Genomic DNA, 13,627 nt, shown 5'->3' with positions numbered 1-13,627 from the left:
AAATGGTAGCCGTTGCTACAGAATTAATTCAAGACAACCAGGAGTTCTCGATGGCCATTGAGATGACTGCCCCCGGAGCTGTGGTGTCGTATTCAGGCAATATTCTGGAGCGGCGGCAGCGAGCAGCGGCTGAATTTCTGGCATGGGCAGACCACCATGCCCATGACGTGCTGAGACAGCGCGCCGCTCAAGCACAGGTTGAAGGTCATCCTGATCTCACGGACCAACGCAGTGCTCTTGCCCAACAACAGGTGTGTGCTCGCCGTCGTCTTCACGCCAAGCAACTGCATGAAAGTGCTCTAGCCCACCTGAGGCATGGCTGAGACGGGAAATTTCGGTTGTTCATCCAAGGCTAAGCAGCACCAAAAAAGGAGCCGAAGCTCCTCAGTGGTGAAGGTGAGCCTTGATTGAAAAACTGATCAGGCGTCGTAGTACATCACGAATTCGTGGGGATGCGGGCGCTGACGCAGCTGCTGCACCTCTTCGTATTTCAGATCGATCCAGTTCTTGATGAAGTCCTTGGTGAAGACGCCTCCTTCCAGCAGGTAGTGATGGTCGTCGTTGAGGGCTTCCAGTGCCCCGTTCAGCGATGCGGGAACAGTGGCGATCTTGTTGAGCTCTTCGGCGGGAAGCTCGAAAAGGTCGACGTCCACGCCGTCACCGGGGTCGATCTGGTTCTTGATGCCGTCAATCCCGGCCATCATCATCGCGCTGAAGGCGAGGTAGGGGTTGGCCAGCGCATCGCCGGAGCGGAACTCAAGTCGCTTGGCCTTCGGACTGGGCCCGGTGAGCGGGATGCGCACGGCAGCGGAACGGTTCCCTTCCGAATAAACCAGATTCACCGGTGCTTCAAAGCCTGGAACCAGTCGCTTGTAGCTGTTGGTAGTGGGGTTTGTGAAAGCCAGGAAGGAAGGCGCATGCTTGAGAATTCCACCGATATACCAACGCGCTGTCTGGGAGAGATTCGCGTAGGTGCCTTCTCCGAAGAACAGAGGCTGACCACCTTTCCAGAGGCTCTGGTGCACGTGCATACCTGAGCCGTTGTCGTTGAAGACAGGCTTGGGCATGAAGGTCGCTGTCTTGCCGTATTTCTTGGCAACGTTGCGCACGATGTACTTGTACGTCATCACGTTGTCGGCGGCCTCGATCAGTTCGGCAAATTTCATGCCCAGTTCGTGCTGACCGGCGCCGGCCACCTCGTGGTGGTGCTTTTCGGTGGGAATCCCCAGCTGCGCCATCATCAGCAACATTTCTGAGCGAATGTCCTGAGCGGTGTCATTCGGTGCGACTGGGAAATAACCTTCCTTCTCTTGAATTTTGTAGGCGAGGTTGCCGCCTTCCTCGATCCGGCCTGTGTTCCAGCCGGCTTCGATGGTGTCAACGCTGTAGAAGGATGCGCCTTCAGCGGAGTTGTAACGAACGTCGTCGAACAGGAAGAACTCCGGCTCAGGCCCGAAGAACGCCATATCGGCCAGACCCGTGCTCGCCAGGTAGGCCAACGCCTTCTGTGCAAGAGCCCTGGGGCAGCGCTCATAAGGTTCGCCCGTGCGGGGATCCTGAATCGAGCAGATCATGCTCAGAGTCTTGTGCCTGTAGAAGGGATCGACCCAAGCGGTTGCAGGATCTGGAACCATGGCCATGTCTGAGGCGTTGATCGCCTTCCACCCCCTGATGGATGAGCCGTCAAAGGCCAGACCCTCTGTGAAGGATTCAGGCTCAATCAGGTCCTGACAGACGGTGAGGTGCTGCCACTTGCCGTGCAGATCCGTGAACTTGAGGTCGATCAGCTCGATGCCCTCATCCTTGATCTGACGAAGCACGTCCTGCGCGGTTTTGGCCATGGCGGGGGGTGGATCCCGTAAATCGCGTTGACCGTAGATATCGATCCGCTGCTGTTTTGTATCAACGGGCACTTTTTTGCCTTCCGTCTCGCTTGCTGCCTCTTGCCAGCCACTTGGTAACCGTTTCTGTCAGATTGCTGTGATCGCCTTTGTTGGTGCAGGTTTCAACCCGTTGTCGGTGTTACCTTCCAACCAACGTGGACAGGGCTTGCATGCGCGATGCCATCACCGGACTGATCGGCCAGTACGACCAGCTGGGTCGCTATTTCGATCGTTCAGCGATCGATCGCATCGAGAGCTACTTCGATGAGGCGGGAATCCGCGTTCTTGCCGTTGAGATCATCAACCGCGAAGCTTCAGAGCTTGTGCGTGAAGCCAGTCAGAGGCTGTTTCAGGCCGACCCTGAACTGCTTCTCCCTGGCGGTAATGCCTATACAACCCGCCGCCTGGCTGCCTGCCTGAGGGATATGGATTACTTCCTTCGCTACGCCAGCTACTCCTTGATCGCCGGTGACAGCACCATTCTCAACGAGCGGGTTCTGAACGGACTTGATGACACCTACAAAAGCCTTGGGGTGCCGACCGGCCCAACAGTGAGAAGCATGGTTCTGCTTGCGGATGTGCTGTGCGAACGTCTTCTCGACGATGGCGTCCCCCAGGAACGCTGTGCTCTCGTGCGTCAGCCGTTTGAGCACATGGCCGCTGGACTCGCCGCCAGTGATGTGCGCCAGCGCTGAGCGATCCGCTCCAAACATTTCAAGCGGCATCGGACTGTCCGTTCGCAACCATTTTTCGACCGATTGATGCGTAGGCTTCTCGCCATTGATTTCCGTTTCTGGCTGCGCGGATGACGCTCTCTCACCTTTCGGTTGACCCGAGCCATCGCTGCTCCATCGCTCCGATTGACACTCCGGATCGGCTTTTGTTGGGCCCAGGTCCCTCCAACGCGCATCCAACGGTGCTTCAGGCTCTCTCACGCACACCGATCGGACACCTTGATCCGCTTTATGTGGAACTCATGGGTGAGGTGCAGGAGCTGCTGCGTTATGCATGGCAGACCGATAACCGGCTGACGCTGCCGATGAGCGGCACCGGAAGTTCGGCCATGGAAGCCACGCTGGCCAACACTGTCGAGCCCGGGGACACGGTTCTGGTCGCGGTGAAGGGTTATTTCGGTAACCGTCTCATGGACATGGCAGGCCGCTACCGCGCCAACGTTCAGGTGATCGAGAAGCCGTGGGGAGAGGCTTTCAGCCTTGAGGAGATCGAGGCCGGCATCAAGAAACACAAGCCAACGATCCTGGCAATTGTGCACGCCGAAACGTCAACCGGCATCTGTCAGCCCATGGAAGGCGTCGGCGATCTCTGCCGGGAGCATGACTGCCTGCTGCTTCTCGACACGGTGACCTCACTCGGAGGTGTGCCGCTCTACCTGGACGACTGGAAGGTCGATCTGGCTTACAGCTGCAGCCAGAAGGGACTCAGCTGCCCTCCGGGCCTTGGTCCCTTCACGATGGGCCCAAGAGCTGAAGCCAAGCTGGCTGCCCGCCAGGACAAGGTTCCCAACTGGTACCTGGATGTATCCCTGTTGAACCAGTACTGGGGAAGTGATCGTGTGTATCACCACACCGCTCCGGTGAACATGAACTTCGGGATGCGCGAAGCTCTGCGCCTGCTCGCTGAAGAAGGACTCGACAAGGCCTGGGCTCGTCACCGTCGAAATGCCGAAGCTCTCTGGAGTGGACTGGAGTCGCTCGGCCTGGAAATGCACGTCTCCGAGGAGTTGCGCTTGCCGACTCTCACCACGGTTCGCATTCCCTCCGATGTGGACGGAAAGGCATTCTCCTCCCACCTGCTCAACGCCCATGGCATCGAAGTTGGCGGTGGCCTGGGTGTGCTTGCCGGCAAGATCTGGCGTATCGGTCTGATGGGCTACAACTCAACCCCCGAGAATGTGGACCGTCTGCTCAATCTCTTCGAGACCGAGTTGCCTCGCTTCCGCCAGAGTGCTGCCGTCGCTGCCTGAACCAATGCTCCAGCAGGGCTGATGCCTCCGGCTCCATCACGCCACCTGTGACCTGCATGTGATGGTGGGCGCTCTGGTGCCTGGAGAGATCAATCGTGCTCCCCAGACCGCCGCGTTTGCGGTCATGAGCTCCGTAGATCACGTGACCGACCCTGGCCTGCACAAGAGCTCCTGCACACATCGGACAGGGTTCCAGCGTCACGATCAGTGTGCATTGATTGAGCCTCCAGTCACCGAGGATCAAAGATGCCTGGCGAAGAGCCACCAGCTCCGCATGGCCAAGTGGATCTGAAGCCCATTCGCGCCGATTGCTGCCGTGGCCGATGCAGTTCCCCTTGTCATCGAGAACAACAGCGCTTACAGGCACTTCGCCTGACTCTCCAAGCCGCTCAGCGCGTCTGAGCAGGCGTTGCATCCAGGCGTTGATCTCAGATCGCTCCAGCTCGATCGGTGTCAGTCGCACTCCCATCCCAGGCGATCAGAGGCGTCCAATGTGCCACCGCAGGTGAGAATGTCAGTTCCTTCGGCTTATGCCTTGTTCGGATCCTCCAGGGCTTCATCGGCGGCATCGACCTCGACGGAACTGTCCGCATTCGCCTCTTCCGAGGCCCTCGATCCCCAGTTGCAGAATTTTCTGGAGGAAGCCAGCGCCCGCCTTTGCGAATGGCTGGGGTCTGCATCCAAACGCTCTCCGCTGCCGGCTCTGAGGCTGCTACCACAGGCATTCCCCGAGCCGAGGGGAGTGAGCGCTGATCGTCTGCTGGATGACCTTCAGCAGTTGATGGACGGCGCCTACCAGCCCAATCATCCCGGGGCTCTCGCTCATCTGGATCCCCCGCCGAACACGGCTTCGATCGCTGCGGAGCTGATCTGTGCAGGGCTCAACAACAACCTTCTTGCCGAGGAGCTTTCACCGAGTCTGAGCCAACTGGAACGGCAGCTCTGCAGCTGGTTCGCCGCTCGATTCGAGCTGCCCGATGGGGCCGGCGGAGTTGCTGCCAGCGGTGGCTCGCTCAGCAATCTCACCGCACTGGTGACGGCACGACACCGGATGGGGCTGGATCATGATCCCCAGGCTGTGGTCCTGATCAGCGAACAGGCCCATGTTTCTCTGGACAAGGCTGCCCGGGTCATGGGCCTTGAGCCCGATGGAATCCGTCGCATTCCTGTTGATGCACAGGGATGCATGCTCATCACAGCCCTGCAGGACCATCTCCAGCTGCTTCAGCGGCAGAACCGGCCGTGCATAGCCGTGGTGGCCACCGCCGGCACGACCGTGCGTGGTGCGATCGATCCGATTCCTTCCCTGGCGAAGCTCTGCGCAGAGCAGGGGATCTGGCTGCATGTGGATGGAGCGATCGGTGCTGTCTTTGCCCTCTGTCCTGGCACCTCGAGGCTGATGGAGGGCCTCGGTCATGCGGATTCCATCACGGTCAACCCGCAGAAACTGCTGGGAATCGCCAAGACCTCCTCATTGCTGCTGGTCCGTGATCAGTCTTCTCTCGAGCAGACATTCCACACCGGACTTCCCTACATGGAACCAGCTTTTGCCGCAGCCCATGGCGGTGAACTCGGTCTGCAGGGCAGTCGCCCCGCGGAGATTCTCAAGCTCTGGCTGGGATTGCGTCAGCTTGGGGAGCAGGGGATTCATGCTGTGCTCGAACAGGCACTGCTGAGACGCCAGCGTTTGCAGAACTGTCTTGATCCCTCCCTTCTTGAGATCACATCAGGTCCGCTGCACCTGCTCGCCTGCGCTCCTCTTGGAGCCGATGCCCCTCGCTGCGAGCAATGGACCGCAGCCATGCGTCATCGGCTGCTCGATCAGCAGATCATGGTGTCAAGGCCTGTTTATGAAGGGCGTCATCGCATCAAAGTGGTGCTGGGCAATCCCCATACCTCCGACTCTCTCATCGATCAGCTGGGGACCCAGCTGAATGACATCTCGGTGGGGCAAAGCTGATGCCTGCGGCTCAGAACAAGCGAGGTCGCTGGGTTGCCATCGTCACAGGAGCCATGTCTGTCCTGATTGGTGTGCTGTATCTCGCACTCATCACGGTGCTCGATAGCCGCGGTCCGATGCGTCCGCCTCCGCCCGAGGCCCTGGACGGGGCGGCAGTCGTTTCTTCGCTTCCTGCTGCAGAGGTTCAACCACCCTCCGCAGCGCCGTCTGCAGGAAGTCCTGCAGTGAGCGATCCCGCTGGTTGAGTTCGTAGTGGTGCTGGACCACATCCTGCACGCCGCCATCTCCCCAGTCCTGGTCCTGCTGGAAGTAGGTCATGAAGCTGGCACCTGCGATTCTGGTAAGCCAACCTGCGGCAATTCCCTGCACCGCGCGTCCAAGCAGCAGGGTGGGAAGATTCACGCTCAGAGCGGTGCCGATCAGAGCCACTCCGCCTTTGACCACCCCAAGGCCTGCCAGGGTCCTGCCGACCGACACGGCGAGTTCCTGCGCCCTGTTTCTGGTCAGCTGGATGCCATAGACGGCTCCCATCTCCATCACCATCTGGGCATTCACGGCAGCCGTGCCAAGCAGATCCACGCCTGGAAGAGGTGTCGCCGCCACCACTCCGGCACTGATCCAGGTGTAGCGATCGATGATTCGCTGGGCTTCCTCCGAGCGCTGACGATCGAGCAGATCCCTGCCTGCCGAGCCAAGATCCCTGCACTGCAAAAGGATGTTGTCTGCCAGAAGCTCTTCACCATCAGCGTGTAACACAGCGGCCAGCCGCCTGACCAGCAGTCCGATTTCCGCCGGTGGCTGAACAGGATGCTGCCCCGGGCGCGGCAATGACTGCGGCCGGGCACTGGCCGGAATGACATCTCCGGGTTGCAGCCATTCCCTGCAGCGCTGTCTCAGCAGCTGCAGCAGTCTGCGCTCCTCCTCCTCACCCCGCAGATCGCACTTGTTGAGGACCAGCAGCAGCCGTTTGCCCAGCCCTGAAAGGCTCTGAACGACATCCAGTTCGCTCCTGCGCAGATCGCCATCCACCACAACGATCATCAGGTCCGCTCTGCTGGCCTTTCGTCGCGCCTCCTGCTCACGGCCCCTGCCTTCCTCTCCGGCTTCGAGAATCCCCGGCGTGTCGACAAGAACCACGCCACGGTCGAGACCTTTGAGACGAAGTCGGTAGCTGCTGCTTCGGCTGGTGGAGCCCATCGCGGCGCCGACATCGCCGACGATGTCTTTGAGCAGAGCCCGGATCAGGGAGGTCTTCCCGCTGGATCCCGTGCCGAACACCACCAGAAGCAGGTCCCCCCGCTCAAGTTCCCTGGCCACCCGCTGCCGTTCCTGAAGCAGAGACTGTCGGGCCACATCGTCCTGAAGTTTCTCCAGCAGTCGATCCACGCTGGACAGGCTCTGTTCCGCGGCATCTCTGCTGCTCGATGGTGCCGGTCTGCCTTGTGATGATTGCGCGTGCCGGTTCAGGCGGTGGTGTCTCCACTGGCGCAGCCATGGCAGACCGATCTGGATCACCACGGCAACAAGCAAGGCGACAGCGATCAGCAGCACGGGCCCGACCAGCCATGGCGGTAGCCAGTAGCTCAGATCCCAGAGGAGGTTCCGGATGCCCTGCAGCACCAGGCCGATCACCATCAGGGCGATCAGGCCAGCAACACCCAGCAGGATCCAGCGAGTTGATCCCTTCATTGGTCGCTGAGCCCTCCTCGTCCCGCCGCGCGGATGATGTCAGCCCAGAGCGATGCCGCAAGGGCACTCGAGCTGGAGGAGGGGCTGTTGTCGTCATTTCCGAGCCAGATGCCCAGCACCCAGTGGCGTGAGGGCTCATAGCCCACGAACAGAAGATCGCGGCCGTCATTCGTGGTTCCTGTCTTGCCTCCCTCCTTTCCTCCGAGTGATGCAGCGGTGCCGGTGCCACCGCGCACCACAGCACGCAGCAGTCCCTGCATCTGGGCGGCGCTTTCGCTGCGCATGGCCTGCCGCCCAGGAGTCATGTCACGGTCGGTCTCGCCGGCGAGGCTGCCGCAGCCGCGTGGGCTGTCATCACGGCAGGTTTCCGCATCCAGCAGCCGACGAATCGTGCTTGGTGGTTTCCATTCCCCCCCGTTGAGCACGGCTGCATAGGCACCGGTCAGTTCGATCAGCCGCACTTCGCTCTGACCGAGCGCGAGACCAGGGACCGGATCCATGGGTGTGGTGATCCCCAGGGCTCTGGCCTGACGGACGACCTGCTCAAGCCCCACCCGTTGGGCCAGGCGCAGAGCCGCCGTGTTGCTGCTGGAGGCAAAGGCGCTTGTGAGACTGAGACGGCCGCTGCAGCTGCTCTCAAAGCGCTGGCCTCTCCAGTTCAGAGAGCCGCAGTCAATGGTTTCACTGGGTTTGATTCCCTTCTCCAGGGCGGCCAGATAAGTCATCAGCTTGAAGGTGCTTCCCGGCTGTCTCAGAGCCATGGAGGCACGGTTGAACTGACTGAAGCGGTAGTCACGTCCCCCGGCGATCGCCAGGACACCACCGCTTCGGCTGTCGATCACCACCGCCGCCCCCTCACTCACTCCCAGGCCGGCGGCATTGCCGATCAGACGGCGGAGTTGTCGTTCCACCACGGCCTGCAGCACGGGATCAAGGTGGGTTTCGATCAAGAAATTGCCCTCAGCGGCCACTTCCGGGCCGACCAGTGCTGTCAGGTCTCTGCGCACCTGATCGGTGTAGAAGGGCGATGAACGGATCAGCGAATCCCTGCTGCAGGCTCTCGCCGCCAACCGGATCGGTTGCCGTCTGGCCAGGCGGGCATTTTCAAGTGAAAGGCGTCCGGAATCGGCCATCTTGTTGAGCACGCGGTTGCGTGCCTCCAGGGCCCGCTGAGGATGACGACAGGGGTCGTGACCGTTGGGAGATGGCAGCAGTCCCACGAGCAGGGCGGCCTGCTCGATGCTCAGATCCCCCGCTGACCGATCAAAGAATGTGCGGGCCGCGTCCTCGAATCCCCATCCCACACCGAGGTAAACCCTGTTGAGGTAACTGAGCAGCAGCTCCTGCTTGCTGAACCGGCTTTCCAGCTGCAGGGCCACGAGCAGCTCCCGCCACTTGCGTCCCAGCGTGTCGCCTTCCCCGACGAGGTCGGGGTAGAGGCTTCTGGCCAGCTGCTGGGTGAGGCTGCTGCCACCCTCGAGAACCCTGCCCCCGGTGAGGTTGGCCGCAAATGCCCTCAAGGTACCGATGGGATCCACGCCTGGATGCCACCAGAAGCGGTTGTCCTCGCTGCTGAGCAACGCATCGATCAACAGTGGAGAGAAGTCGCCAAGACTGCGCAGTTCCCGGTGTCGGCTGGAATCCACCGAGCTGAGAAGCTTGTTGTTGCCGTCATAGATGGCCAGCGGACCACGAACGCTGGCAAGCCGTCCACGCACCGGAACGTTGAATGCGGCGAGTGAGATCAGCAGTCCGGCGCCGCCCACACAGCAGAGGATTCCGATTCCGAGCTGACGTCTGATGCGCTGGTTCAGTCGCTGGCCGGGTCTCTGGAAGCTGATCCAGGGGGCTTCCTCTTCTTGAGCGGGAGCAAAGCTGATCAGATCGCCGTCCCGCAGTTCCATTTCCTGCACGCGGCGCCCTTGCCACCACAATCCGTTGGTCGAGCCCTGATCACGAAGGATCCAGTGTCGACCGTTCTTCTGCAGAAGTGCATGCAGGCGACTCACGGACGCCTGCTCGATGCGGATCTCCATCCCTGCATCGCGTCCGATCCGATATCCCTCGCCGTGAAGTTGAAGGGTGTGATCGGGGTGATTGCGCTGATGAATCGTCAGCAGGGCCATCCCCCGATCGTCAGCTGCCGCTCTGCCCATGTCTGTTCCCGAAAGCGTCGATGGCGAAGCAGAGGACCGCCAGATTGATGGCGATGTCCGCCCAGTTGAAGATCGGGAACTGGACCGGCACCAGTTCCAGGAAATCAGTCACATGACCGAGTCTCCAGCGGTCGATGCCATTACCGATGGTTCCTCCGAGAAGAAAGCCGAGGGCAAGTCCCATCCAGAGGCCTCTGCGGGATTCCCGCCAGATCCAGATGCTGACTCCGACAGCCACCACAAGACTGAGAATTCCCAGCAGGATTGAAGAATCTCTGAACAGACTGAATGCTGCACCGGTGTTGCGCACCAGGGTCAGCTGCAGCAATCCGGGAACAAAGGTCATCGACTCTCCGGAGACCAGCGCGCCTCTCGCCCAGTGCTTGCTGAGTTGATCAAGCACCACCATGAGCACACTCAGCGCAACCACGCTGCCTCGTCGTATGGAGGGTTCCTGACGGCTTTGATGGACCTGATTCCTGTTCATTCCATCCAGAGCACACGTCGGGTCACGAGTGCGATCAGCCCGGCGGCGCAGCAGAGAGCCAGCTGTGCGCCAAGGGGGCCGAGGCTGTAGCTGAACACAAGCTCGAACAACGGTTCATTCCAGCGATTCAGCAATGCACCCAGAGCGAGGTTGAGCAGTCCACAGACCTGGATTGTCAGCAGTCCCGCCATGGCTGCGAGGGTCAGTCTGGCGATGTCGTTCATTCCGCTCTGCTGGGCCAGGCGGCCTGTCAGCCAGGCGGCAGGAACGAACCCTGCCAGATAGCCGAAACCTGGTGTCAGCACATAGGCGAGCCCCCCACCCCCATGGAACACCGGCAGATCAACAAGTCCGATCGTCAGATAAGCAACGGAAGCGATCACTCCGGCTCTCGGACCAGCGACCAGAGCACAGATCAGAAGAGCAGGAACCTGCCAGGTACTGGGCAGCCCCAGCACAGCCGGTGGCAATTCGGGCAGAGGCAGCAGCAGGGCAGTCGGAATCAGGCTTCCAACGAGAATCAGAAGCAATCCGGCAAGAGCGCCGCTCCAGGTGGCCAGTGCCCGCACGGGCAATCGTCAGCTCGCACCATCCTGCTGTAAGAGAGATGCATTGCCCAGCAGTGATGTCCGTTTCCATTGGTGACCAGGTGCGACTGGCCCGTCCTCAGACCTTTCTCAAGACAGCGGATCCGATGCCGATGCTCAGGCCACCTGATCTCGTGACTCACGGTGAGATCGGCAGGGTCACGGCACTGCTTCCAGCGGACACTGCTGCAGTGCGCTTCGCCAGAGGCACATTCCTGCTCTCGTTCGCACAGCTCATGGTTGTGGCTGATGACCCAGCAGCAACAGATGAACTGGATTCATCCTCGGATTCCGACTGACTCTCAGCAACTGTCTTCAGCGGTGAAACCACTGCTGTTCCAGCGTTTCTCCAGTGTTGAGAGTGTCTGAGTGGGCCCGCACAGGCTGAGCTGGGGACTCTGCAGATGACGGCATGCCGCATCACGCAGATCGCCGGCCTTGAGCAGATCAAGCTGGCTGAGGCAGCTCTGGTCATGGTCATCGGGGAGATTCAGACCCCGCAGCTGCGCCCGTCGTTCAGCCCTCTGACCAGTGGTCTGCGATCCGTGGGCCAGCTGCCCTCTGAACTTGGCTTTGGCAAGATTCAGATCGACCTCGGCGATGGTGATCTCCATCAGCTCGGACCAGCTGCCGATCAGAAGTTCGAGCGACAGTTCCGCCCTCTCAACGCCTGTTGAAGCGTGCATCACAAAAGGTGCCGCTCCAGCCCGGGCCGGGTGATGCACCCCCACGTCATAGGCGACGCCATGTTCTTCACGCAGCCTGCGGAACAGCAGGCTTGACATTCCTGAACCGAGATGGGCCTGGAGGAGCCGCAGGGCCAGATCGTCCGGATGGCCATGGGGAAGGGCAGCCTTGCCGAGCATGATCACCACCTGTTCGGTGGCGAGGGGCTGAAGCCCCAGGGATGGGCGTTGCCGAAGAGTCAGTTCGGGCGCTTGCCCAGCCTCTGCGTTAGAGCTTCCTCCGTCTGGCCAGTGCATGCGTGATCCAAGCCACTCCTCAAGCTGTGCATGGGCCCGGTCGGGTATGGCTCCGGAAAGCGCCAGCACCGAGCCATCCTTCTCGATGTTCGCAGCTAGATCTGACAGATCTTTTTTCTGAAGCTTTTCCAGGTCAGCTGCGATTCCCAGAGGATCGTGTCCGTAAGGCCCTCCTCCATAGGCAAGCTGTCTCCAGCCATCGAATGCGCGATGGAAAGGATCCTCTCTCTGCCTCTGGAGGGCCTGGAGGCTGAGCTCCTTCTCCAGGTCGATCTGGCCCTCGTCGAGATGCGGCTGCCTCAACATCCAGCCAAGAGCGGGCAACAGTCGGTCCGCATCAACGTCGCGGCACTTGAGACTGACCAGGATTCCGTCTTCGTGAGTGTCGCAGCGAAGACCGGCGCCGCAGCCTTCCACGAGGTCGGCCAGCTGAAGATGATCAACCGGCCCGCATCCTCTGCTGAGCACAGAACTCAGCAGCTGGTGCCCGCCTCTTTGCCCGCTGGGGTCGGCACTGCTGCCTCTGCGGATCCAGAGCTTGGCGGACAGCACCCCGGTTGTGGTCACCGGATCAAGAACCAGATCACATTGGCGATTCAATTGTTGTCCTCCGATCGGGCAATCAGAGTGAAGCTGTTCCCGGGTTGCAGCAGGGGCATGACCTGTTGCCTCAGTGCCGTTGCATCCCAGTGGGTCAGATCCTGAAGCGGGGCCAGCAGATCCCGGTGTCGCCCCCAGAGCGTCTGCGAGCCGGCACTCGCTGCGACGGAACCCGGTGCTTCAAGGCTGAATCGGTGACCGTTGCCCACCAGCTGCATCGCCCGATTGAATTCCTCCTCCTCGATGGCGCTGGTGAGGCTTTGCTCCAGCTGACGGTTGATCTCCACCTCCACGCATTCGATCTGATCGTCGGGACAACAGGCTTCAAGCATCACCAGGCTGCCGAGTTCCAGCGTTGTGACATCCATGTCGATGGATTCAACGATCTGCAGTTCCTCCCGCAGTCTCTGAACCAGTCGGCTGCGTCGACCCTCGGCCAGGATCGTGGTGGCCAGATCAGCGCCGGCGACCGCCAGCTGATCGTTCGCTGAGGCCATAGGCCACACCATCATCAGCCGTGCAGCCTCAAGACGCGGAAAACGCCGGCATTCACGTCCACGTCGGAACGACAGTGCTGACCTGGTTGTCTCACTCGGATCCGTGTCCGACAGTTTGCCCAGCTCGGCAAGCGGGCTGTTCAGCACATGACGGATCAGATCCTCACGGATGTTGCCTGCAAGCGACAGGCAACAGTTCTCCCCGCGATAGCGCCGATGGTGATAACGCCTCATCCCAGCGGGATCCATCTCCCGCAGACTTTTCTCCCAGCCGAGGATCGGTCTGCCGTAGCAGTGCGGTGCGCAGCAGAGTTCCAGCAGGGTCTGCAAAACCTGATCATCCGGTTGATCCCGGTACTGGGCGATCTCTTCGAGCACCACGTCACGCTCCATTGAGAAGCTTTCCTGCTCGAGGGCCGGATCCAGAACAAGATCCAGCAGCAGATCCAGTGCTTCCTCCGACTGGGCGGTGGGAACCAGAACGTGGTAGTGCACATCGTCGAAACCTGTGGCGGCGTTGCTGCTGCCTCCGAGTGCTTCGATCCGTCGATCAAACTCCCCAGGCCCAAGCCGGCGGCTTCCCTTGAACACCATGTGTTCGAGAAAGTGGGCGATGCCCTCTTCACCGTCGTTTTCCCAGGCGCTGCCGCCACGGCACCAGAAATCCAGACAGGTCAGAGCCGCATCGGGCATGGCGGCAGTCACCAGGCCGCTGCCGTTGCGCAGCTTGCGGTGTTCGAGCACTGGACCGGATGGGATCGCAGTCAGGGTCCCGTGGCAAAGTCCCATTCTGTGCAATTA

The 13,627-nt window shown here is 60.7% G+C and carries 13 protein-coding genes; 5 read left to right on the top strand and 8 right to left on the bottom strand.

Translation table 11 applies throughout. The annotated features are described in order from the left end of the window. Nucleotides 1-50 precede the first annotated feature (50 nt). Nucleotides 51-323, top strand: a complete 273-nt coding sequence (locus SIB56_RS04630) for a hypothetical protein (RefSeq protein WP_413325868.1) — start codon at nt 51-53, stop codon at nt 321-323. 96 nt (nt 324-419) lie between these two features. On the opposite strand, the gene glnA is transcribed toward SIB56_RS04630, so the two are convergent. Next, a complete protein-coding gene (glnA, locus tag SIB56_RS04625; RefSeq protein ID WP_413325866.1) occupies nt 420-1,841 on the bottom strand; it encodes a type I glutamate--ammonia ligase in 1,422 nt (473 codons plus the stop codon). A gap of 212 nt (nt 1,842-2,053) precedes the next feature. On the opposite strand from glnA, the gene SIB56_RS04620 reads away from it, so the two are divergent. After that, complete coding sequence (locus SIB56_RS04620) at nt 2,054-2,578, top strand: allophycocyanin subunit beta (protein ID WP_413325864.1); 525 nt, start codon at nt 2,054-2,056, stop codon at nt 2,576-2,578. A 110-nt stretch (nt 2,579-2,688) separates the two neighbouring features. After that, the gene (locus SIB56_RS04615; protein WP_413325861.1) at nt 2,689-3,867 is read left to right on the top strand and encodes a pyridoxal-phosphate-dependent aminotransferase family protein; all 1,179 of its coding nucleotides are present in this window, start codon (nt 2,689-2,691) and stop codon (nt 3,865-3,867) included. Here SIB56_RS04615 and tadA read toward each other — a convergent pair. Continuing rightward, nucleotides 3,809-4,336: a tRNA adenosine(34) deaminase TadA gene (gene tadA, locus SIB56_RS04610; RefSeq protein WP_413325858.1), complete on the bottom strand. Its 528-nt coding sequence runs from the start codon at nt 4,334-4,336 to the stop codon at nt 3,809-3,811. The two genes, SIB56_RS04615 and tadA, sit on opposite strands and share 59 nt — an antisense overlap. A gap of 42 nt (nt 4,337-4,378) precedes the next feature. Here tadA and SIB56_RS04605 point away from each other — a divergent pair, with 42 nt between their 5' ends. Next, nucleotides 4,379-5,827: a pyridoxal phosphate-dependent decarboxylase family protein gene (locus SIB56_RS04605; protein WP_413325856.1), complete on the top strand. Its 1,449-nt coding sequence runs from the start codon at nt 4,379-4,381 to the stop codon at nt 5,825-5,827. A gap of 90 nt (nt 5,828-5,917) precedes the next feature. On the opposite strand, the gene SIB56_RS04600 is transcribed toward SIB56_RS04605, so the two are convergent. Genes SIB56_RS04600 through SIB56_RS04585 form a run of 4 tightly spaced genes read right to left on the bottom strand, consistent with a single transcriptional unit; the run spans nt 5,918 to nt 10,728 of the window. Further along, the gene (locus SIB56_RS04600) at nt 5,918-7,516 is read right to left on the bottom strand and encodes a YcjF family protein (RefSeq protein ID WP_413325854.1); all 1,599 of its coding nucleotides are present in this window, start codon (nt 7,514-7,516) and stop codon (nt 5,918-5,920) included. Beyond that, nucleotides 7,513-9,672: a transglycosylase domain-containing protein gene (locus SIB56_RS04595; RefSeq protein ID WP_413325852.1), complete on the bottom strand. Its 2,160-nt coding sequence runs from the start codon at nt 9,670-9,672 to the stop codon at nt 7,513-7,515. The genes SIB56_RS04600 and SIB56_RS04595 overlap by 4 nt, the downstream gene beginning before the upstream one ends. Next, nucleotides 9,653-10,159 (bottom strand): signal peptidase II, encoded by a 507-nt coding sequence (gene lspA, locus SIB56_RS04590; RefSeq protein WP_413325850.1) that lies wholly within the window; start codon nt 10,157-10,159, stop codon nt 9,653-9,655. The genes SIB56_RS04595 and lspA overlap by 20 nt, the downstream gene beginning before the upstream one ends. Continuing rightward, a complete protein-coding gene (locus tag SIB56_RS04585; RefSeq protein WP_413327127.1) occupies nt 10,156-10,728 on the bottom strand; it encodes a biotin transporter BioY in 573 nt (190 codons plus the stop codon). The genes lspA and SIB56_RS04585 overlap by 4 nt, the downstream gene beginning before the upstream one ends. A gap of 56 nt (nt 10,729-10,784) precedes the next feature. Between SIB56_RS04585 and SIB56_RS04580 the strand changes: the two genes are divergently transcribed. Beyond that, nucleotides 10,785-11,045 (top strand): NAD(P)H dehydrogenase assembly family protein, encoded by a 261-nt coding sequence (locus tag SIB56_RS04580; RefSeq protein WP_413325849.1) that lies wholly within the window; start codon nt 10,785-10,787, stop codon nt 11,043-11,045. Between the two features lie 3 nt (nt 11,046-11,048). Here the strand turns inward: SIB56_RS04580 and SIB56_RS04575 are convergent, their stop codons facing one another. Both SIB56_RS04575 and SIB56_RS04570 read right to left on the bottom strand, forming a co-directional pair. Beyond that, nucleotides 11,049-12,329 carry a M16 family metallopeptidase gene (locus SIB56_RS04575; RefSeq protein WP_413325846.1) on the bottom strand — a complete coding sequence of 427 codons (1,281 nt, stop codon included), beginning with the start codon at nt 12,327-12,329 and terminating at the stop codon, nt 11,049-11,051. Beyond that, nucleotides 12,326-13,615 carry a M16 family metallopeptidase gene (locus tag SIB56_RS04570; RefSeq protein WP_413325844.1) on the bottom strand — a complete coding sequence of 430 codons (1,290 nt, stop codon included), beginning with the start codon at nt 13,613-13,615 and terminating at the stop codon, nt 12,326-12,328. The genes SIB56_RS04575 and SIB56_RS04570 overlap by 4 nt, the downstream gene beginning before the upstream one ends. Between the last annotated feature and the right edge of the window lie 12 nt (nt 13,616-13,627).

Source organism: Synechococcus sp. MIT S9503 (assembly GCF_047304175.1).
In the GTDB taxonomy this organism is placed as follows: domain Bacteria; phylum Cyanobacteriota; class Cyanobacteriia; order PCC-6307; family Cyanobiaceae; genus Synechococcus_C.
Note: the sequence above shows the minus strand (reverse complement) of the source record. Positions and strands in the feature narration are given on the sequence as shown.